The 21,221-nt window shown below is 60.3% G+C and carries 21 protein-coding genes; 5 read left to right on the forward strand and 16 right to left on the reverse strand.

The features are described from left to right. Positions 1-33 precede the first annotated feature (33 nt). A complete protein-coding gene (locus tag HOC_RS02595) occupies positions 34-246 on the forward strand; it encodes a hypothetical protein (RefSeq protein WP_035535668.1) in 213 nt (70 codons plus the stop codon). Between the two features lie 15 nt (positions 247-261). Then, complete coding sequence (locus HOC_RS02600; RefSeq protein WP_035535670.1) at positions 262-495, forward strand: hypothetical protein; 234 nt, start codon at positions 262-264, stop codon at positions 493-495. Positions 496-574: 79 nt separating this feature from the next. Here HOC_RS02600 and HOC_RS22790 read toward each other — a convergent pair whose 3' ends face one another. Beyond that, positions 575-706, reverse strand: coding sequence for a hypothetical protein (locus tag HOC_RS22790; RefSeq protein ID WP_277813033.1), 132 nt, complete (start codon positions 704-706; stop codon positions 575-577). A gap of 176 nt (positions 707-882) precedes the next feature. Continuing rightward, on the reverse strand, positions 883-2,091 hold the full coding sequence (locus HOC_RS02605) for a Fic family protein (RefSeq protein ID WP_035535672.1): 1,209 nt from the start codon (positions 2,089-2,091) through the stop codon (positions 883-885). A 727-nt stretch (positions 2,092-2,818) separates the two neighbouring features. Here HOC_RS02605 and HOC_RS22795 point away from each other — a divergent pair. Next, positions 2,819-4,462 carry a DUF4332 domain-containing protein gene (locus HOC_RS22795; RefSeq protein ID WP_035535675.1) on the forward strand — a complete coding sequence of 548 codons (1,644 nt, stop codon included), beginning with the start codon at positions 2,819-2,821 and terminating at the stop codon, positions 4,460-4,462. Here the strand turns inward: HOC_RS22795 and HOC_RS02615 are convergent, their stop codons facing one another. Then, positions 4,463-5,443 (reverse strand): Gfo/Idh/MocA family protein, encoded by a 981-nt coding sequence (locus tag HOC_RS02615; RefSeq protein ID WP_035535676.1) that lies wholly within the window; start codon positions 5,441-5,443, stop codon positions 4,463-4,465. A 205-nt stretch (positions 5,444-5,648) separates the two neighbouring features. On the opposite strand from HOC_RS02615, the gene HOC_RS02620 reads away from it, so the two are divergent. Together HOC_RS02620 and HOC_RS02625 are read left to right on the forward strand one after the other, a co-directional pair. Beyond that, a complete protein-coding gene (locus HOC_RS02620; RefSeq protein ID WP_051624452.1) occupies positions 5,649-6,071 on the forward strand; it encodes a hypothetical protein in 423 nt (140 codons plus the stop codon). Positions 6,072-6,324: 253 nt separating this feature from the next. After that, positions 6,325-6,600 (forward strand): hypothetical protein, encoded by a 276-nt coding sequence (locus tag HOC_RS02625; protein WP_035535678.1) that lies wholly within the window; start codon positions 6,325-6,327, stop codon positions 6,598-6,600. Positions 6,601-6,602: 2 nt separating this feature from the next. Here HOC_RS02625 and HOC_RS02630 read toward each other — a convergent pair whose 3' ends face one another. The 13 genes from HOC_RS02630 to HOC_RS02690 form a co-directional block, all read right to left on the reverse strand. After that, on the reverse strand, positions 6,603-7,448 hold the full coding sequence (locus tag HOC_RS02630; protein ID WP_034738698.1) for a crotonase/enoyl-CoA hydratase family protein: 846 nt from the start codon (positions 7,446-7,448) through the stop codon (positions 6,603-6,605). Between the two features lie 120 nt (positions 7,449-7,568). After that, positions 7,569-8,780, reverse strand: a complete 1,212-nt coding sequence (locus HOC_RS02635; RefSeq protein WP_035535680.1) for a TraB/TrbI/VirB10 family type IV secretion system protein — start codon at positions 8,778-8,780, stop codon at positions 7,569-7,571. After that, positions 8,777-9,805 carry a P-type conjugative transfer protein TrbG gene (gene trbG, locus HOC_RS02640; RefSeq protein ID WP_035535681.1) on the reverse strand — a complete coding sequence of 343 codons (1,029 nt, stop codon included), beginning with the start codon at positions 9,803-9,805 and terminating at the stop codon, positions 8,777-8,779. Before trbG ends, HOC_RS02635 begins: the two co-directional genes overlap by 4 nt. Positions 9,806-9,818: 13 nt before the next feature. Continuing rightward, on the reverse strand, positions 9,819-10,505 hold the full coding sequence (trbF, locus tag HOC_RS02645; protein ID WP_035535683.1) for a conjugal transfer protein TrbF: 687 nt from the start codon (positions 10,503-10,505) through the stop codon (positions 9,819-9,821). A gap of 1 nt (position 10,506) precedes the next feature. Then, a complete protein-coding gene (gene trbL, locus HOC_RS02650; protein ID WP_035535685.1) occupies positions 10,507-11,832 on the reverse strand; it encodes a P-type conjugative transfer protein TrbL in 1,326 nt (441 codons plus the stop codon). 4 nt (positions 11,833-11,836) lie between these two features. After that, positions 11,837-12,562 carry a P-type conjugative transfer protein TrbJ gene (gene trbJ, locus HOC_RS02655; protein WP_035535686.1) on the reverse strand — a complete coding sequence of 242 codons (726 nt, stop codon included), beginning with the start codon at positions 12,560-12,562 and terminating at the stop codon, positions 11,837-11,839. Further along, positions 12,547-14,976 carry a conjugal transfer protein TrbE gene (gene trbE, locus HOC_RS02660; protein ID WP_035535688.1) on the reverse strand — a complete coding sequence of 810 codons (2,430 nt, stop codon included), beginning with the start codon at positions 14,974-14,976 and terminating at the stop codon, positions 12,547-12,549. Before trbE ends, trbJ begins: the two co-directional genes overlap by 16 nt. After that, on the reverse strand, positions 14,970-15,242 hold the full coding sequence (locus HOC_RS02665) for a VirB3 family type IV secretion system protein (protein WP_035535690.1): 273 nt from the start codon (positions 15,240-15,242) through the stop codon (positions 14,970-14,972). Before HOC_RS02665 ends, trbE begins: the two co-directional genes overlap by 7 nt. Further along, positions 15,242-15,553, reverse strand: a complete 312-nt coding sequence (locus HOC_RS02670; protein ID WP_035535692.1) for a TrbC/VirB2 family type IV secretion system protein — start codon at positions 15,551-15,553, stop codon at positions 15,242-15,244. The genes HOC_RS02665 and HOC_RS02670 overlap by 1 nt, the downstream gene beginning before the upstream one ends. Then, positions 15,550-16,575 (reverse strand): P-type conjugative transfer ATPase TrbB, encoded by a 1,026-nt coding sequence (gene trbB / locus HOC_RS02675; RefSeq protein ID WP_051624453.1) that lies wholly within the window; start codon positions 16,573-16,575, stop codon positions 15,550-15,552. The genes HOC_RS02670 and trbB overlap by 4 nt, the downstream gene beginning before the upstream one ends. Further along, positions 16,568-17,038 (reverse strand): hypothetical protein, encoded by a 471-nt coding sequence (locus HOC_RS02680; RefSeq protein WP_035535693.1) that lies wholly within the window; start codon positions 17,036-17,038, stop codon positions 16,568-16,570. The genes trbB and HOC_RS02680 overlap by 8 nt, the downstream gene beginning before the upstream one ends. After that, on the reverse strand, positions 17,035-19,014 hold the full coding sequence (gene traG / locus HOC_RS02685) for an IncP-type conjugal transfer protein TraG (RefSeq protein WP_051624454.1): 1,980 nt from the start codon (positions 19,012-19,014) through the stop codon (positions 17,035-17,037). The genes HOC_RS02680 and traG overlap by 4 nt, the downstream gene beginning before the upstream one ends. A 209-nt stretch (positions 19,015-19,223) precedes the next feature. After that, complete coding sequence (locus HOC_RS02690; RefSeq protein WP_035535695.1) at positions 19,224-21,029, reverse strand: DUF3363 domain-containing protein; 1,806 nt, start codon at positions 21,027-21,029, stop codon at positions 19,224-19,226. Positions 21,030-21,221: the final 192 nt, after the last annotated feature.

Raw genomic sequence — 21,221 nt, forward strand, 5'->3', positions numbered from 1 at the left:
CAGCCCTCTGGCTTGTGCGGGATCCTACAAACCATGTTCAAACGGCTTAAGCAGACTGCGCTTGTACTGGCGGTGTTTTTCGGTGCGATGATAATTGCCGGGGTTCTGGTCGACGCGGTTCTCCCAAGGCACTGGCAACCCGTGCAGGCAATTGTCCAGACGGTAAACATCGCGTCTGTCCGGAAGGGTACGCCCGGATGGGCCATTCAGGCGGATGCGCGTTATGAATTTGATGGCCGTGTTTAACAAACGCGGCGCGATGTGTTTGTCAATGCTGACAGGGACGTTGCCCTGGATGCGCTGGATGATTGGCCGGCCGGTCGTGAATTCACGCTCTACATCAATATGGACGCGCCGGGGTCTGTGTCGCTTTACCCGGACGGTGGGCGGGGTGGTATGGTGGCAGCTGCCGTCGTACTGGCACCTGCCCTGGTCATCGTGATTGGCTTCATTGTCTTCCTCATCCGTCGCAGGCGCAAAGCGGTCAGTACCTGAGGGGGCGCCTTCCTTCCCGGAACGCTCTCTGGTTAATCCGGCGGTAACCCTAAAAAGGTAAATGGTTCAGTTGATTTTATTAATTGACTGGAGGCACGGCCATGCCCCTGCTGGAACGGGTAATCCGGGCGCGCATCACCATATTGCGGTCAATGCGCTGGACCTGATCGAGAGCTTTCCACACCGTCCAGACCGAGGAAGAGAGCGCCATTCATCGCGCCGTGGAATGGAGCATCGCCAAGTCGCAGGACGAGATTGCCTTCCGGATCGAGAGACTCGGCTGTCCCGATTTGCCAGCTGGCGTAGGCTTTGAGTCTGACATGGTACGTGCCAGGGCCGAGCGTTCGCATCTGCGGGGCTTCTAGATTTTCTCGAGGACCGAAGTGCTCAGGTTTCGGGATAGAGGCGCGGAAAGAGTAATTCGAGCGCATCGGTGGGGAAGCGGAGAGACACTGGCCCCTTCGGGGTGTCCGAAGCAAGCAAACCGGCGTTAACGACATCGCCAAGGACGCGCCGTGCCGTGCGCTCTGGCAGGCCGGTGATGCGAGGCGCAGTGCCTCTCTCAAATTCACCGCGGATGAGTGCCTCCTCGAGTAGGAAGGCCGCTTCCGGTTTCAGTGTCTCGGAGCGCTCGACCAGGCGCCTCAGGCGTCCTGAGAGGTTGTCGAGATCAAATAGCTCTGCCATGAACTTGATCTGGTCGAGACAAACCTTGAGGAACCATGCCGTGTACTCCGTTAGTGCCCTGAGAGACAGATTGCCTCTTCCGTCGAGATCTCCTTGTCTTGGGTTGTCGGCATAATCCATCATTCGCTTGTAGTCGGTGCGGCTTTCGAGGCCGCGCGCCAGTCCGCGGGAAATCGACCAGAGTCCATGGGCTCCTATTTCTGCTTTCGCGGCCATGGCGTGACTCATGAGACGACTGACCCGGCCGTTCCCGTCAGGGAAGGGGTGGATATAGTTGAAGCGATGGTGAGCGGTTGCCATGGAAAGAATGCGTGCGGCCTGACCCATTCGTCCGAAAGCAAAGCGGTTTTCGAAATAGGCCATGAAGTCCGCTACGCGTTCGCTCGAAGGTGGTATGTGGCGTCCAACCGAAACATCATGTGCCTTTTGGCACCGCCATTCACCCGGTGTAATCATGAATTCGACACTGTCGCTCTTGATACGCAGCATCTCTTTCGGCGCATCATTATAGAACTCACGGTGCAGCTTTTGAATGAAGGTTCTGGACGCCGGTTCAGGCAGCTCTCCGATCGACGCCAATCGGTCAACTTCCACTTGGACGCGCACATGAGCGGCCGCTTCGATCTGAAGGTTTCTCCGTCCTTCGTTTTCGTCGAAATCGCCGGCCAGCGCGCGTTCGATATCACGTGGCCGTGTGTCGTGTCCCTCGATGAGGTTGCTATAATAGGTGTTCATCAGACGGACGAGTGAAGCTAGATTGGCTGCCGTTTGAGGGTGAAGCTTCGTTCCCAATATAGCTGATTTGGCCGCAATTTCGGCGACGATATCCGCAATGGCCTCTGGGGCTTCCTCAAGCCTGGCGGGTTCGATGCGGCTTGGTGTTTCAAGGAGGTGGTTGGCCGAAGTCAAAGTGGAGAAAACCTATAAAAAATAGCCAGCTGTGCGGGCCGTACGGGGATGTTGGCCGATGCCGTTGCCGATCTTAGCTTGAATTGGCGCGGCTGCGCAATGGCCGATAGTGTAATCTTTTAGAGCTTTATTTTTACTGTAAATATAAAACTAAAATTATAAATTTGGCCGATGTTTTGGCCGATCGTTCGCGGTCGTCCGCTCCGATCTCTTCTTTCACCAGTGCTCAATCCGATCTGGTCAGGGGCACAGGAGTGAGGTCCGGAGGTCCTAATGTGGCAGGACGGATTTACTGTTGAAGCAATCTATTTTCAGTCGCGTCTGCAGTCTGGGTCAGAGGAAAAAATAATCGAGAAAAACAGCAAGTCAAATTGACGTCGCTGTGCAAGAAAGCCGGAATTGGAAGCAATATCCATGAAAAAAGTCTTGACTCGCCTATTTTCATTGCGCCGACCATGCGATGGACAATTGGTCTACAAGCTGGACATTCGCACTTTAAGTTAACACGGACGCACCCGCCCCTGCGTCGCTTGTCGTGTCGTCTGCTGGCCTCACGCCAGCGCTCGGAAGCGTGGTCGGCTTTATCCTGTTTCTCATACGGAGTCGGCGCGCGGGCGAGCGCACCTGATTCAGGGGTTTCTTCAGAGGATCGCTTTCCGGTTAATTCGGCGGTAACCCTAAAAGGTAAATCGTTCGGCAGATTTCATTAACTGCTGGAGGACGCGACATGTCCCTGCTGGAACGAGTTATCCGGGCGCACCGCTGTACGTCGACACATCACCATATTGCGTTCAATGCGCTGGACTTGATGGAGGGCGATGAGGCCGAGCGCTGGAAATCGCTGTTCCTTGTGCATCACGAGCACTTGCTGAAGGGCGCCAAGGCGCCGGACACGACCTTCAAGGATTTCCGCAATCACGTCCTGCACATTTCCGAGGGGGAATGGGGCGGTGCGCGGGACAAGGCGACCGAATGGTATGCCAAGGCGGTTGACCTGCTGGCGCGCAAGAAGTGGAGCGAGGCCGCTTATGCGCTGGGCGTGCTGAGCCATTATTATGCGGACCCGCTGCAGCCCTTCCACACGGGCCAGACCGAGGAAGAAGGCGCCATCCATCGCGCCGTGGAGTGGAGCATCGCCAAGTCTCAGGCCGAGATCGCGTTTCGGATCGATACGCTTGGGTACCCTGAGATAGAAGTGCCGGATGGCGTTGGCTTTGTGTCCGACATGGTGCGGGCCGGGGCCGAGCGCTCGCATCCGCACTACCACACGTTCATCGACCACTATGACCTCGATGTTGGCGTGAAGGATCCACCGGCTGGCCTCGACGAAACCATGCTGGAAATCGTGGCTGACCTTGTGGCCTATGCGACGGCAGGCATGGCCGTGCTCATGTCGCGGGCGATCGCAGAGGCGGCTGTGGCGCCGCCGAAGGTGAACCTCACCATTCAAGGCTATATCGAGACGCTGGATATTCCGCTGCGCATAATCTCCAAGAAGCTGGCGGATGCAGGCGACCGCCGCCAGGTCGAGCGCATGTATGCCGAGTTCCAGAAGACCGGGAAAGTGGTCAAGACCTTGCCGGACGATGACAAGGCCATCCGCAAGCTGCATGCGAAACAGGTGTTGCGCGTACCACTGAAACAGCTCGACGCACAGGAACTCGCGCCTCTGGGTAGCGCGGTGAAGAAGGCGCCTGTCGCAGCCCCGAAAGCCGAAGTTCCGGCGCCGAAACCTGTTGCCAAGCAAGAACCAAAGCCGGCCCCCGCGCCTGCCGCGAAAGTGGAGCCCAAGTCCACGCCAAAACCGAGCCCTGCGCCCGTCGCGAAGGTGGAGCCGAAGCCGGCGCCCAAACCGGAAGCCCCCAAACCCCTGCTGGCACCAGAGCCTGTGCCGCAACCTGTCGCGGAGGCTGCACCTGAGCCTGCAAATGCTCCGGAGATCGGCGGACGGGGGCGCCTGACGCGGGAGTCCTCTGTCGTGGATGCCCCTTCTATTGGTCGGAAAACGGCCAAGCGTCTCGGCCGGGCTGGTATTACTACGGTCGCCGACCTGATGGACTGCGATCCGGATGAAACCGCCGGTCTGCTCAATGTGCATCACATTGATGCTGAGACGCTGATCGACTGGCAGGACCAGACACGCCTGATGATGGATGTGCCTGGATTGCGTGTGCATGACGCGCAAATCCTTGTGGGGGCAGGTATCCGCAGCGCGGGCGAGCTGGCAGCGGCCTCGGCGCGCGATGTGTTCCTCGCGTCCATGGACTTCCTGACATCGCCTCAGGGCGAGCGCGTCCTCTGGGAAGATGCCAATTTCGAGGAAGATGAAGTCGAAGGCTGGATCAGCATGGCGCAGGCCAGCGCCGCCTGATCACAGGCCGCGCGGCCTGAGCCCGGCGGCGCGATAGATCGCGTCGATGGCCGCCATGTTGCCGATGGCATCCGCGCCGCCTGTGAGGGGAACGGCGCCGCCTTCCAGCACGTCCACGACATGGGCAAGTTGGTGGTCGTAAGTTGACTGTCCATCCACTGTGAAAGTCTCTGTGTTGCCTTTTATTGTGGCCGTGATGCTGTGGCCGCGATGCGGGTGGATCGGATTGATGATCTCGAGGCGGCCGTCTGATCCCTCGACCCTGATCCACGCATCAAAGGGCGTGTCGGGGGCCATGCTGGTATGGATTGATGCCGTTTCGCCGCCGGGGAAGGCGAATTCAGCGACCGTTCTCAGGTCGACCCCCGGATGATCGCAGTGGGCTGTTGCGGAGACCACGGTTGGTTCCGCGCCGATCAGGGCACGCACCGCGTGAAGCGGGTAGCAGCCGAGATCCATAAGCGCCCCGCCGCCGACGGCCAGCGTGTGGCGCAGCTCACCGGGACGGTACGGGATTGTGACGTCAAAGGCGGCCTCGATACGGCGGACAGTGCCGAGCTCTCCGCCGCACACAATATCCAGCACCCGCTGGAAGGCTGGGTGGAAGCGATAATGGAAGGCTTCGATGAGGGGCTTCCCGGTGCGGTTCGAGGCCTCGACCATGCGGACGGCTTCGCCCGCATTCATGGCGAAGGGCTTCTCGCAGAGAACGGCCTTGCCAGCCTCAAGCGAAGCGATGGTGAGGTCGGCATGTCGGTGCGGGGGCAGGGCATTATAGATGAGGTCAATATCGTCGCGCGCGAGGAGGGCTTCATAGGAGTCAGCCACATGCGCGATGCCGTGTTCGTCTGCATAGGCTTGCGCGCGGTCTGCGTCCCTGGCCGCCACGGCGACCACTTCGCAATCGGTACGAGCGCTGGCCGGTTGGAGGACTGCTTTGGGTGCAATTTTCGCTGCGCCGAGAATGCCGATCCTGATCATGTGACGTGCCTTGTTTTCATGAGACCTTCATCGGCCCTGTGGACAGGGCGTAAACAAAAACGACCTGGCTGTTTACTCCGTCCTAACAGCGCTTAACGGACTCTGGCAAATGAGTTGGAAAGTGCGGGGTCGCGGTAAGGAAGCGGAAAGCATGTGGGAGGTTAATGGGGGTTCCGGAGCCATTAATCCTAGGAGTGCTACGCTAATGCTGAATGTTCTCATTGCGCACATCGCTACAATCAATGGACTCTCGGAACCTACCGCAACTAAGGCGCTGGGGATTGTATTGAATTCAGCTGAGCGACAGGCTTCCCCCTTCGCACCGGCGATGTTCAAGGCCATCCCCGGCGCTCGTGCGCTCGCCGCCCGTACCGGGTCGGAGTTCGGCGCAGCCACGGGAATCATTGCTCGCATGATTGAGCAGACGCCCGGCGGCAAACGCGTTGTCGCGCAGACCATGATCGGTTCGCTTCACAAGATCGGTCTGGACCACAAGGCCATCGGCCACCTCCTGCCATCGATCTCGACCTTCATGGAAGAGCATTACGAGATGACCGGTTTCGGGCATCTGGGCGACCTGATCGGCCATGATCTGGATGCGGAAATCAAGGCAGCGAAAGCGGCCTGAATACTGCAGTTTTCACAGACTCTTCCAAACAAGGCCGCCCCCAACAGGGCGGCTTTTTTGATGCGGAATGATCTGCTGCGCGACGACCAGCGTATAGGATACAGGCTGCGATGACCGATTGTTGGCCCCTCCTATGCTCGGTCGATCGCGCCTGAAGAGCCAGTCCGCTCACCCTTTCCGGGCGGATCTGGCTCTTTTCATTGGGGCGATGTGTCGTTACAGCGTGACCAGCCCTGCTGAACGAGGAACAGACATGCGAACACTGAACGGACTGCGCGCGGACGAGCGCTTTGCGCTGGACCTGATGGCTGCAATCCGCGCCGATGCCGAGACAGTGTGTTCGCCAGATGCCGTCGAACTCGTTTCGGTGACCATTGATGTAACAGGTGCCGATGTCGTCGGGGAGCCCGCATTCAAGGCGCGCGTTGATCGCAAGACACGCACCGTGCTGTTCACAGGCGGCTCGGCTTCGTGCGGCGACACGGTCGTGATGACGGCAACGGCTGTTTACCGGATTGTTTCGGCCTAGGCCTACATCGGCGTATCGCGCAGCTTCAGCAGGTCCGGATAGTCAGGATCGCGCTTCTCAGCCCGGGCGGCGAAGGCTTCCTGCATGTGCGAGGGGGGCAGCATGGCGGCGTTCCAGACACCGATATAATCCAGCGTATCGGCCGTGTTGTGGTCGCGGGCATAGTTGATCAGCGTCTTGCAGCCTGTGACCGTAAGCGGGTCTTTCGACGCGATTTCCCTGGCTGTTGCGAGCGCGTGGGCAACGCAGGCTTCGTGCGTCTCGAAGACATCATTGACCAGGCCGATATCCTTGGCCGTAGCGGAATCGATGCGGCGGCCCGTATAGGCCATTTCCTTGACCCAGCCTTCGGGGATGTAGCGTTGCAGGCGCGGGAAGGTGCCGACATCTGCCGTCATGGCGATGTTGGTTTCCATGATGGTGAAGAAGGCATCCTTCGTGCACCAGCGAATGTCGCCGGCGGAGATCATGTCGATGGCGCCGCCGATGACGCCGCCATGGAGGGCGAAGAGAACGGGAACGCGTGCCTCTTCCAGCACGTTGAAGCTGGACTGGATCTGGCGAATATTGGAGCGGAAAGCCTCAGCCGCGACATAGCGATCAACCTTGCCGCCGCCTTCACCTGACCCGAATACGGCGAGGTCCATTCCAGCGGAGAAATGCTTGCCTGTCGACGAAATGACAATGCAGCGGGCGCGCACATTCATGTCGATATCGCGAATGATGGCAGGCAATTCGTTCCAGAACGCCTTGTTCATCGTGTTCATCGCCTCGGGGCGGCTCATCTGGATATGCGCGACCTTATCCTCGATCGTGACGGTGAAGGCTTCATAGGTTTTCTGCAGCATGGGGCATCTCCGCGATTACACGGGAGACTATCACGCAGCAGGCGCAAAGCCAGAGGTGACGTCAGGGGAAGGGTTTGTCTCGCACCGGTTGCGCATGCTTGCCGCTCATGTAGCACGGCCTTAGCGGTAGGGCTTCAGGACAATATCCTGGCTGACTAGCACACCGAGGCGCCAGCCGGGGCGTATCGTGATCGACGGCTGGACATCGAGGTTGCGGCGGACGATCTCCTGGCCCGCCTGGTTCGCGCCCGTCTGGGCCGAGCGGCGAAGGGCCCGGGCAATATCGCCCTCATCATCATTTGCGAGTTCCGTACCCACGCCCAGCAAGGTGGAGAGCACGACGCCCTGAATAAGTTTTCGGGAATGGTAATCGACCGTGTCCTCAAGCCCGGCATATCCGCGAGCATCGACGCTGGCGAGCGTGTCGATCTGGATCGAGGAGCCATCCGGCATGATGATCCGGCTCCAGACCAGGAGCACGCGGGACTGGCCGAAGGCGATCACGCTGTCATATCGCCCGATCAGGCGTGCGCCCTGCGGGACGAGAACGTGGGCGCCCGTAACCGTGTCATAGACCGGGCTGGTCACTTGAGCCACGACTTGCCCTGGAAGATCGGAGTTCACGCCGGTCAAAAGGGTCGCCGGAATGATCGTCCCTGCCATCAACTGGTAAGGTGAGATAGGTCTTTCCAGCTGGTGTGGATTGTAGATGGATGGATCTGCCTCATCGCTTAGAAGCGCTTGCTTGGACACGGGGCGATTGGGATCCTCGCCGAGGGATGACCCGAACGGGACAGGCCCAGGTGGCGCGAAGGCGGAGAGGTCAGGACGCGGTGTGGCGGGAGCTGGTGCGCCAGCAACCGGATCTTCCATGCGTGGGCGCGCCATGTCTGGTCCGCGCTTGAAGAATATGCCGCTTGTTCGGGCGGATTCCGCCAGCGCCGCTTGGCGCGCGCGCAGATCGGTCTCCCTCTCAGCGGCCTCTTCCAGCCCTTCCAGACGACCTTCACGCTGGGCATTCAGGATGGGCGCGCCGAGATCCCCCGGCAAGGGCGGGCCGAGCATGTCGGGTTCGGGCCGGAGCTCTTTGTAGGATGCGGGCAGCGCTGCCAGGGCATCTGCGGCCGGATTATGCCCGGTGCGATAGAGTTCACGAACGGGACGGTCGGCATCCTTCTCGCTTGCGCGCAGCGCAAAGCAGAGCGAGCCAAGCACGATCGCGCTGCCCGTGCCGAGCAAGAGGATGAGTGCGCGTTTGGAGAAGCGTTTGACAGGCCGCGGGCGTCCCCGAATCTCCAATGGCTGGTCCGAAGGAGGGTGCGTGTCTGTCATGGCCGGTTGGCCCCAAGGTCATTGCGCAGGATCGTCACGACATCCTGGCGTTTTTCGCCAAGACGCAACTCGGCGCGAGCAAACAGCCGGTCGACGACAAAATAGGTGCCGGACATGCGATAGTTTACCAGTTGGGACTTGCCGTCCCGCCCGATGACAAAGAGGGCCGGCGCCTCGCCCTGGTCGAGCCGGTCCGGGAACTGGATATAGACCTTGCGCCCGTCATCGAACACGCGTTCAGGCCGCCAGTGCGGAAAGTCGCCGTCCAGGTCGTAGCGAAATTTCAGCCGCTCGAGCGTCAAGGAACCTGGCGATGACGGTTCAGGCGGGGGAACGCTGCCTGAATGCATGACCCGCGTTATTAGCTGCTGGTCCGCATAGCGCCAGGACACGGCCGCCATATAGGTCTCTTCGAATGCGTGCATTTCCAGATGGTAGGCCCGGTGGCTGGTGGTGATGACAAGATTAGTCTTGAGGCCAGCCTGGGTCGGCTTGATCAGGATGTGCGCCTGGGCCTGCGGGCCCGTGCCTGAGACCGTGTCTCCAAGCACCCAACGCACCGTGTCACCTGCCGAGACAGAGAGAAGTTCTTCGCCAGGCTGCAACACCACGTCAGTGATCTGTTCGGGCGCGCAATAGACCTGGTAGAGGGCGCCGACCCTGTAGGGGTAGACCTGGATCGCGTTCATGTAATTGTCAGTGGAGGGCTCCATGGCGGCCTTGCCATTTGCAGCTTCGATGGCCTCGTGGGGCTTTAATTTGGGCGCAGCCGTTTCGACTGGCATCGGCAGTGCAGGGCCATGAATGTGAACAGGAAAATCTTCCAGCGCATCGGCGGTTTGCAAGAGAGGCTCTGACCCCTCGTCCATGCCGGCCAGGTCTTCGGTGGTGTATTCCGGGACCAGATCAAAATTTTCGACAGGGTCTGGGGCATCGAGCATGATATCGGGACCAACATTGGCCGGAAGGGACTCGCACGCCGCCAGGACCGCGCATGCAAGCAGGACAAGAACAGGGCGATGCATGGGACAGATGCTCCTATTGATGGTCTTTCGACCAGTTGAGGCCATGAACATAGAGGCCGAGAGGGTTGGCCCGCAGCGCTTCTTCGGTGCGGGGTGGGTCAATCACGATGGAGAATATGCCGGTATGGTTGGACTGGCCCGTCTCGGCGCCGCTGCGATAGGTTGTTTCATGCCAACGCACGGTAAAACTGTCGTCGGAGGCGCGCACGACACTCGTCACGTCGACAGAGACCGACCGTTTTCCGATGTCCGCAAACGGATCATTGTCGCGCGCATAGTCATTGAGGGTGGCCGCGGCCCGGTCGGTTGAATAGGCATAGGCCTTCAGCCAGTTTTGCCGGACGATCACCGGATCGATCGAGATTGAGCGGGTGTTGCGGACAAATTCAGCGAGGTGGAATGCGATCTGTGCATCGGTTGGCGTATATCGCCCCTCGGCCGGGCCGACAGCACGCACGCCACCTTCACCCGTCAGCTCGACAATATAGGGCGTTACAATCGACTGGGTCGAACGCCATATGAGACCGGCTGCAAGTGCAAAGGAAAGTGCAAGACTGGCCAATGCCGCCAGCCGCCAGCTGGCTGCCTGCACCCGGGCCGAACCGATCCGGTCGTCCCAGGCCTGCGCTGCCCGTTGGTAGGGGGTGACAGGCTTTTGGGTGTCGCCGTAACGGGGGGAAGGCCGGTTCCAGAACCTCATCTCAGTCCTCATCGCTTCTGAGTTCGATCGACAGGCCGCCGCCGGGCCTGTCACCGTCCCGCACGGCAGAAATGGCCATCATCTGTGCATCGCGCAGGCCCTGCGTGCGCCGGATATTCCGGGCCCATGCCGGCGACGTATCCGGGCCTCCCGTTGCAGGTGCGTCTGGCACGCCCTGGCCGCCTGTTGCCCTGAAAGCGGACCGGGCTCCCGCAGTATGGCGGGAGTGAAGATCGCCCTGGGCGCGACGGGCCATGCCGCCTGCGCCAGACAATGCGGCATGGATGCCCGCCTGGGCGAGCCCGCTTATGCCTGCCGCGGCTGCGCCAGGCCCTGTCCTGCCAGAGGCGGCGGCATTCATCTGATAGGCTGTGCGCGCGCCGCCCGCCATTGACGCTGCCGCGCCGACCGCGCTGCGGGCCTGGCCCGCCGCTGCGCCGATGCCTGTTCTGGCAAGGCTGACCCCAGCGACCGTCCCTGCGGCAACGCCAGCAGCCGTGCCAATGGGGGCGCCTGCGCCAAGTTGCGGAGCGCCCGATACAAGGCCAGTGGCGATACCTGGGCCAAACAGGCCAAGGGCAAGAAGCGAGAGCGACCCGAGAATAACCGAAGCGGCTTGCTCAAGTGTCACCGCGTCTGGCTGGAAGGTCGAGGTGATGGCGGAAAAAAGCGTTGACCCGATGCCGAGTATGAGCGCCAGCACCATGAGCTTGATACCGGATGCGATGACATTGCCGAGCACTTTCTCGGCCAGAAAACTTGTCTTGTTCCAGAGCGCAAACGGGATGAGCACGAAGCCGGCAAGGGTCGTCAGCTTGAACTCGATAATTGTGACAAAGAGCTGGATGGCGAGGAGGAAGAAGGCCAGGAGCGTGATCGCCCAGGCGAGGAAGAGGACAATGATGATCACGATGTTCTGGAAAAATGCGACCGGGCCGGTCAGCTTTTCAATTTCGTCGAGCAATGGCAGGGCCGCCTCATACCCGGTCGCGGCAACGAACCCTGGCTTCATGACATCCTCGGCCGTGATCGTACCGCCTGTGGCGTTCAGCCCAAGCTGCGCAAAACTCGCAAAGACCATATCGGACAGGAGCGCAAAATTGCCGAGTATGAAGGCAAAGGCCCCCACATAGAGGACCTTCTTCAGGAAACGCCCGACAATATCGGTGTCAGGCCCCATGGCCCAGAACAGGCCCGCCAGCGCAATATCGATCGCAATCAGCGTGCTCGTGAGGTAGGCGACATCGGGTTGCAGTAAGCCGAAACCGCTATCGATATAGGTGGAGAATGTTACAACAAACTGGTCGATCACACTGAGGTCGTCCATGATGCTACTTCCGCGTATAGGCGACACCGTCACCTCGAAAGCGCTGGTGTCGGACACTGGCCTGCTGCGTGATGGCGGCCTCGCGCGTCTCTTCAAGACTGGTCATCCGGTATTGCGCCGCCATCAGTTGCTGCATCTGCATCTGTTGTTCGATGACAAGCGCCATGAGCTGGTTGCCGGCCTGGGCGACGGACAGGTTGCCGGTGGCTGCCTGACTTTCATCGACCAGATCGGTCAGCGTTTCGCGGGCGTCCGCGATGGAGGTCACAATGGCAGACTGAACTTGTATGGATGCGCGCAAGGCATCCCGGGTGATGCGGGCCTGATCGGCTGCTTCAGAGAGGATCGCAGCATTGGAGAGGTCTTGGTAGGTCTCCGGGAACGCTTCGGCATACTGGCGCTCAGAGGCCTGGATCTCATAGGTGACCTCGCCAGCGGTGCGCATCAGCGTGTCGATCCGTTCGAGCAGGCGTTTTAGGTGTTCAATCGAGGCATAGTCGAGACGCCTGAGGTCCTCGGCCTGGTTCACCAGCATCTGGGCTTCATGCTGGAGCTGCACGATCTGATTGTTGAGCTGCTCGAGCGTGTGGGTCGCCGTCAGGATATTCTGTACGAGGTTTGTCGGATCCAGCACAACGTCGCCGACCCCGAGCAGGGCATTTGCAGGCGGCGGGGCCAGCACGGGGATCGCGCCCAGGGCGAGCAGAAGCGGGATTAATCGGCGGCGCATGACAGGGTGTCCTCCGCGCGGAGAAGCTCGCCCGCCCAACCAAGACCGCGTGCTCGGAGCCAGGCTGACGCAAAGTGCTGCGGGCTGGTTGTGGCCAGGATGTCTGTCATGAGCGCGTGATCGGCCTTTGAACCTGACGCACAAAACGCATGCGCGACAGGTCCGAGTTCGAGGTCGAACAGGCGATTTCCATCCGGGCACTGGACATAATAGTCGCGCTTAGGCGTCGCACGGGCGATCAGTTCGACCTGGCGTGGGTTGAGGCCGAAGGCCTGATAGGCTGCCTGTTGCGCTGGCTCCTCAGCGCGTGCATTCGCGAGGAAGATGCGGGTCGGAGCGCTTTCGACCAGGGTCGGTGCAATTGAGCTTGTGGCAATGTCTGCAAGGCTCTGCGTTGCAAATACGACCGCGACATTCTTCTTGCGCAAGGTTTTCAGCCAGTCGCGCAATCGTCCGGCAAACAATGGATGATCCAGAAAAAGCCAGGCCTCGTCGAGGACAAGCAGAGTGGGCCGGCCATCGAACCGCGCGTCAAGGCGCGCAAACAAATAGGCAAGCACGGGAGCGGCAAGCCGCCTGTCATGCATCAACTGCTCCATTTCAAAACAGAGACAATCCCCCCCGGCAAGCTGATCGGTGTCTGCGTCAAGCAGGGCGCCATAGGGACCCGCAAGCGTATAGGGTTCCAGGGCTTGTCGCAGCTCAGGTGATTGCAAGAGCGCGGCAAGGCCGCTGAGCGTGCGTTGGCTGGCCGGCGCGGCGCCAAGACTTTGCAACGCGCTCCACACGGCTTGCTTGACCTGCGGGGTGACGGCGACGCTTTCCTCCGCGACAAGACCGAGAACCCAGGTCTGCGCCGCTGCACGACCGGCCTCGCTGTCTATGTCTCGCAGGGGCTGGAATGCGATATCGCCATCAAGGCCGAGCGCGTACCAGGTGCCGGCAAGTGCCAATGTCGCGCAGCGCGCCGATGCCCCCTTGTCGAAAATAAAGACCTGGGCCTGGCCATAACGGCGAAACTGAAGTGCCAGCAGGGACAGCAGCACAGACTTGCCGGCTCCTGTCGGACCCACGACCATCATGTGCCCGACATCGCCCTGATGTGTAACCAGCCTGAAAGGGGTCGAACTGGCCGACCGCGCCATCAGCAGCGGGGGACCTGCAAGGTGCGTGTTGCGCTCCGGTCCTGCCCAGACCGAGGAGAAGGGGGCCATATGGGCAAGGTTCAGGGTATTCAGAAGGGGCTGGCGGACATTGGCACTGGCCTCGCCCGGCAGCGTTCCAAGCCATGCTTCAACGGCATTGACGCTCTCGCAGACGCAGGTGAAGCCGCGTGCTCTGATAACGCGTTCTGTGGCGCGCATCTGTTCTTCTGCCAGATCGGGATCGCGATGGCGCATGACGACAGCGATCGTGCAATACCCGAAAGCGACATGGCCGGCGCCGATCGCCTGCAAGGCTTCATCCGCATCGGCCGCTTGGTTGCCGGCATCATTATTAATGACCGTTGCAGGTTCGTTGGTGAGAATTTCGCGCAGGTAGGATGTCAGCGAACGGCGTTTGGCAAACCAGTTCCGGACATAGGTGTTCAATGTCTTTTCGGCATCCGCCCTGTCGAGCGGCAGGAACCGCGTGACCCAGCGATAGGCAAATCCAAGCTGGTCGAGTTCGGACAGGAGACCGGGCTCGCCGGTCGCGGGGAAGCCATTTATCGTCACCACTTTCAATGTTTCCTCGCCGAGCCTCGGAACTAGGCCTCCTGTCAGGGGCGTATCGGCAAGCAGGGCGTCAAGGCACATGGGAACATCAGGCGCCGCAAGCCCGTGACGGTTTACCGAAATGCAGGCGTGCAAATAGGTCAGTGTCTCGCCATCGTCGAGAAAACGGGCCTCCGGCATCATGTCGGCCATAAGGCCGCGCGCCCGGGACGTTTCTGTCTCGAAATAGGCAATGTGCTCGCTCCAGAAAGCTGTCGCGGCATCGGCCGGATCCTCGATGAAAAGACGTTCGATCCGGGCGGTCCGATCTGCTGGTGCCATCCATGTCAAGGTCAGGAAACAATCGGTTTCGAAATGCCGCCCATCTTCTTCGAAGGCAGCGCGGCGTTCTTCATCGACGAGCCAGGCTGCGCCGTCGCGCCAGGCGTTTTCGGGATAAGTGACCGAGGGCCTGCGGCTGGCTTCAATGTGAAGGGCCCATCCGGACCCGAACCGACGTAGAAGATTATTCATACGGGCCGTCACGGAGACCCGTTCTTCCGGCGTGACACTTTCAAGGTCCGGTCCACGATAGGCGATCGTGCGCTGGAGACTGCCGTCCTTGTTGAGAATAATGCCCGGGGCGACGAGGCAGGCCCATTTCAGATAGTCGGCGAGCGAAGTGGGGCGCCGGCGGTATTCAGCGAGGTTCAGCATTCGTAATAGCTCCTGTGGCGGATATGCCGAACGAGGACTTCGGTAAATTGCGGGTCGCGGCGCGCTGCAAACACGCAGATACCCTGCGCAATGATCCAGAACACGAGCCCGACGCCCCAGAGCTGCAGGCCGACGCCGAGCCCTGCTGCGAGCGTGCCATTGGCAATGGTCGCCAGTCGCGGTGCACCTGCCAGCAGGATCGGCGCTGTCAGGGATTGATGTACCGGAACGCAGTAGCCATCGGGCAGGGCGCGTGTGCTCGTCATCAGAGGGACGCCCCGCCACCGAACGAAAAGAAAGAGAGGAAAAATGAGGTCGCAGCGAATGCGATCGACAGGCCAAAGACAATCTGCAGGAGCTTGCGCATGCCTCCGCCGCTCTCACCGAAAGCAAGGCCGAGGCCGGTCAGGATGATGACGATCGTGGCGAGTATCTTGGACACCGGACCTTCAATGGATTCCAGGACCGATTGGAGCGGGGCTTCCCATGGCATGCCTGATCCAGCGGCGTGGGCCGGTAGGGAGAGCGCGGCCATGAGCCCTGCCAGGGCGAGCAATTTTACATGATCCTTGTTCATTTGGGATGTGTCCTTTCAGGAGCGGTTGAATGAAGGGGTTCAGTGAAGGGCAGGCCCGGCATCACGAGTTCAAGGCTCGGCTGGACGGGACGGAGGTCGTAGCCATCGCAACCAAGCCCGTTCATGAGGGCGACAGTTTCGACGCGATGCGCGCCAGCCCGCCGGCTGATGTAGACAACGCAGTCAATTGTCTCGGCAATGAGGTCGTGCGGCACCCGGACAGCGCCCTCACCAATGAGCTGCTCAAGCCGCGAGAGGCCGCCAAAAGCAGAATTGGCATGCAAGGTGGCGATGCCGCCTGGATGACCTGTATTCCAGGCCTTCAGCATGTCGAGGGCTTCGGCGCCGCGGACCTCACCGATGATGATCCGGTCGGGACGCAGGCGTAGCGTGCAGCGGACGAGCTCTGCGAGCGTGACCGATCCGGGTTGTGTGCGCAAGCGGACAAGGTTCGGCGCTGCCGAGACGAGTTCGCGCGTGTCTTCCAGGATGACCAGCCGGTCGCCGGTCCGGGCGATCTCTGCAAGCAGGGCATTGGCGAGCGTCGTCTTGCCGGACCCTGCGCCACCGACGACCAGCACGTTCGCGCGCTCACGTACAGCCTTGCGCAGGGCGTAGGCATAATGGGCCGACATGGCTCCGGCAGTGACATAATCATCGAGCAGGATGATGCGCTGCGCAGGACGGCGGATCGAAAAGCAGGGGCCGGGTGCAACAGGCGGCATCACGCCCTCGAAGCGCTCGCCGCCCATGGGGAGTTCGGCAGAGACAATGGGGCTCGTAGGCGTGAGTTCGCGGCCACCAAGTGTGGCAACCAGCCTGATCGCCCGCTCGGCATGTTCAGCAGCCATGAGGCCGCCACAGTCTGTCTGCTGCGCGCCCTGGCGCTCGATCCAGAGATGGCCGTCGGGATTAAGCATGATCTCGATCACACAAGGATCACTGAGCGCGCTCATGATGACAGGTCCGAACGCCGTCGCCAGCATGTCACGCGCGCGGGACCGGGAGACAGATTCACGCATCGCTATCACGCTGCGCGTCCTGGCGCCCGGGTTCAGGGTCAGAGGCAAAATCGCCGCACTCTGCCGTGAAATCTTCGATGGCATTGTGCAGGATACGGTCACCGGACTGCAGCGCCTCGGCGACCTGACGTACAAAGAGATCGAACCGCAGGTCGCCCTTTGCGCGGGCCGCATCGAGCTGGCTGACGGGCACAGGGGGTGTAACGGTCAGGAAATACCTGACAAAGGTCGAGAGTGTCTCTGTGAGTATCAGATCATTGCGCTCAAGGCGACCAAACTGGCGGGTCATACGGTCGAGGCGCCGTGCGATGGCCGCGTCCCTCTGGTCGTCGGTATCGCCAGCGAAGAAGGCTGCCAGTGCCATGTCGACGACTTTGCTCTCTGACAGGCTCGGGCGCGCGGCCATGGCTTGCAGTCGGGCAAGGTTTTCCGGAGAGATCGCAGCCTGGATGCGTGTTTTCATCTGTCGCCCCGACCTGTCAGGTCTACGCCTCTTGCATTCTCGATGCCGTCCGCAATCTGGATCGCGTCAAACAGACCGGCCTGAAAAGGTCGATGCGGTTGAGCAGAGCACTGCGGCTGCGCCGGACGGATCGGCTTGCCGGCCTGTTCAAAACCATGGCCGCCATTGTCGACCGATCTGGCGACCGCGGCAGCCGACAGATCGGGCGGACAATCCGTGTCCAGCAGATCTTCGTGGACCGTGCGGACATGGCCCTTCCAGTCATCGCTGCAGGGAGCGGTAAGTCTCTTGTCCTGGAGCGGAGGTGTCCTGAGACGCTCAATGAAATTGCGATCAGCGTAGTAGCGAAGTTTCTTTGCGAGAATGGGCGGGCAGCCAGACAGGAGAATGAGTTCATCAGAGGCGGGCAGTTGCATGACTTCGCCTGGGGTCAGAAGCTGTCGGGCGGTCTCCTGGCGCGAGACCATTTTGTGTGACAACCATGGCGCGAGCCGGTGGCCGGCATAATTCTTCATCGCGCGTTGTTCGGTTTTGGTCCCCAGGCCATCGGAAATCCGTCTGGCAGTTCGCTCGTCATTGGTCGCAAACGCCACCCTGACATGACAATTATCGAGGATCGCATTGGCCGGGCCATAGGCCTTTTCGATCTGGTTGAGGGATTGGGTGATCAGAAATGCTTTCAGGCGATAATGGGCCATGTAGGCAAGGGCGCTCTCGAAGAATTCGAGACGACCGAGGGCAGGAAACTCATCCAGAAGAAAGAGCACGCGGCGCCGGTCAGGTCCGCCTTCGTGTTCCATCAGCCGTCGGCCGATCTGATTTAGCAACAGGCGGATGAGGGGCTTCGTGCGCGAGAGGTCGGATGGCGGCACAACAAGGAACAGGGAAAGGGGGCGCGCAGCCTCGACCAGATCGCGTATGCGAAAATCGCATTGAGACGTGACCTCGGCGATGACGGGGTCGCGGTAAAGGGACAGGAAGCTCATGGCTGTCGAGAGGACGCCGGAGAGTTCATTCTCAGACTTGTTCATCAGTTCGCGGGCGCATTGCGCGACGACGGGATGGGTGCGCGGAGCGTCATCGGTGCCAACGTGATTTGTATGCATCATGATCGCGAGCGTGGCGCGGAACGATCTGTCAGGATCGGAGAGAAAGCTGGCTGCTCGTGCGAGCGTTTTTTCACTGTCAGCATAAAGGATGTGGAGGATGACGCCGACAAGGAGGGAGTGGGCCGTCTTCTCCCAGTGATTGCGCTGTTCAAGGACACCTTCCGGATCCACCAGGATATCGGCAATATTCTGAACATCACTGACTTCCCGATCGCCCTTGCGGACTTCCATCAAGGGATTGAATCGCGCTGAGGTCTTGTCCGTCGGGTCAAACCGGACACAGTCGGAGAAAAGGGCCCGCCACCCGGAGGTGATCTGCCAGTTCTCGCCCTTGATATCGTGGACGACGGCCGAATGGGTCCATGAAAGGAGGGTGGGAATGACGAGGCCGACGCCTTTTCCTGAACGTGTAGGGGCAAACGCGATCACGTGATCAGGCCCATCATGGCGCAGATACGCGCCAGGCGTCACACCCAGAAATACGCCGCCAGGTCCGAGGATGCCGGCTTTGCGCATATCTCGTTTCTCCGCCCAGCGTGACGAGCCGAAGGTTGTGACATGCTTGTTCCAACGGGCACGCAGAATGGATGAGCTGACAGCGAACAAAAAGGCGAGCAGGCCGCCGGAGGCAGCAATCTTTCCGCCGCGGTCGAATATGTCGGGCGCGTAGGCGTCAAATGCGAACCACCAGCCAAAAAAGGCCCATGGCGCATAGACGGGGCAGTCGAAGAGCACAAACCACGGCTCGCCGAGTCGTCTGGACCAGCCGAGGGATGCTGCAGTCGATTGGGTTGCTGTCCAAAGCGCCAGGACGATGATCGCGGCGACACTGAGGACTTGCCAGGACAGGGTTGTGTGCGGTTTCATGCGCCTATTTGCGCAAGAGGAGCTCGTTTAGTACAGAGATAAAATTATGTAAAAACAAGGTTCAAAAGGGTATATCGCGAGCGATTACGCACCTGCCGGGTTAAATAGAGTAGCGATTGCAGCGTGCATTTTTTATCCGAGAGGGGACCGGTGTTTCGCCCATGGGTCATGGTCTGGTCTGTCGAGGCGCCATGCGTGTTTTGCGCGTGTCAGATAGTGAGACCGCGCTGAGCTGTGGTCCAGGATGCTGATCCAGATTGGAGTCGGACGGATACCGCCATGGCGCGGCTACGCTCGAGTCCGTCACGCCATGGCAGGATCGTGAAATCAAACGCGCGCTCGATGACAGCAAATTTGCCGCTGATCCTGGCCACGGGTCCATGGTAGATCCCGGCGACCTCTCCTCGTGTCGGTGAAGGGGCGTAGGGCTTGCCAATGGTCTGTCTCAGAGTCTGACCCGCCTGCGCCAGGTCTCTGCGGACAAGTTCAGCCTTGTGCTCCGGGGTGAGCGGCTTGCCATTATCCGGTGCGATACCGATTTCGGCAAGGAAGGCGCGTCGCATCAATTGGGCGTCTGCTGTCTGGCTGCCGAATCCGTGCAACATTTCAGCGGATGGCACGAATGTGTCTATCCAGGTCAGTCCGAGCGCTTTGATCTGGGCCGAAAGGCTCAGTGTGGATTCAATACGGATGAACGGCTTGCGCAACCGGGATTCACCGGGCTCCCAGGTTTGCACTTTTTGAAGATAGTCGTCTGGAATGGTCCAGACGGCATCTGATGAACGGTGCAGGTTTGCCGGCCGGACCATTGCATGGAGCCGCATGATGTGCCGCCTGAGCGTTTCAGCGGTGACGCGCGGATCGTCCTTCTGGTGAAAAGCTGCTGAATACAGTCCGCTATTCTTGCGTGCGATCCGGTCAATGGCACGGTCAGTCGCCTCTGGCGCTCTGTCATCCGGCGCGAGACTTATGATCATGTCCTGGCGCAAGTTTGCCGGCTCGGTGCCGCCGGTTTCAATGAATACCGCGCGTCCGTCGAGACCATCAATGATGATGTATGACTTATCGTGCATGATGCCATGCAGGCCGGTCTCAAGCACGGCGCCCGTCACGCTGCGGGCATCAGGGTCAGCACTGTCAAATACGGCATCGGCGTCAATGCGCCGACCGCCTGTCCTGGCAATGGCGCGGTTCAGGACGTCGAACCTGTCCTGACGCTCGCCTAGGGATGTCAGGACTGTCTTGAAATCGGGATCGAGAAGCCATCGCCCTGAGCCGCGCTTGTCTGCAAGGCCAAGGCGTTCCAGCGTCCTCAGCCGAGCTGCATGTTGCGCGCGCAGATCGACGGGACTGTTTTTAAGTTCAAACATGCCGTTGGGATCGGACTGCCTTTCCAGAACGGAATCGATGCGTGTGAGGCGTTCAGAGGCAGGCTCAGCCTGGCGCTTGCGCTCCACCTCTTGCGCCGTCTCCGGACCGAGTTCGAGCGTGATCAGGTCTTCAGCATGTTCCCGAACGGCATGATAGAGATACTCCTGGGGTATCTTCAGATCATGCCCGTCCTGATGGATGCCACGGATAACGAGGTGGACATGAGGTCGCCCTGTGTCGTGATGCTCGGCGCCAATCCATTCAAGCCGTGTTGCGAGGTCTTTCTCTATCTGGCCGACCAGATCGCGGATAAACGGCTTGAGATCAGCCAGTTCAGCCCCTTCCTCGGGCGATATGATGAACCGGAAATGATGACGGTCCCTGGAGGCGTCATCGACAAATGGCCTGCTATCGGCCGTGTCACTGTCACGGTCGAACAGCTGGCCACGATCCTCCTTTGAAAGGGCCGAGTCTCGCCTGATATAGGCAATATGGTTCATCAGCGCAGACCGGCTCGATGCCGCCATGCGGACCGTGCGCGTTTTGACGATGACCCGGCGGCGTCCATTGCGGTCCCCGCTCCTGCGGCGCATCCCGACCTGTGAGCGACGTGGGCCGCCATAGATCGAGAATGCCTTTGCCATGCGGGAGAGATAGGTTATTTGCCGCCCGCGAGGACGCGTGGATCGTAGCCGACCCAGTCGGGGGGCAAACGGATTATCCGGCGTCGCGCTCATTGCGCCCGGTGCGAGATGGATGCGTTGCACGCGTGCCTGGCGCCCGGCTTATCAGTAAGAACGGATAAGACAGAAGCGATCTGATTTGATGCGAGCATA

The organism is Hyphomonas oceanitis SCH89 (assembly GCF_000685295.1).
Classification (GTDB): Bacteria; Pseudomonadota; Alphaproteobacteria; order Caulobacterales; family Hyphomonadaceae; genus Hyphomonas; species Hyphomonas oceanitis.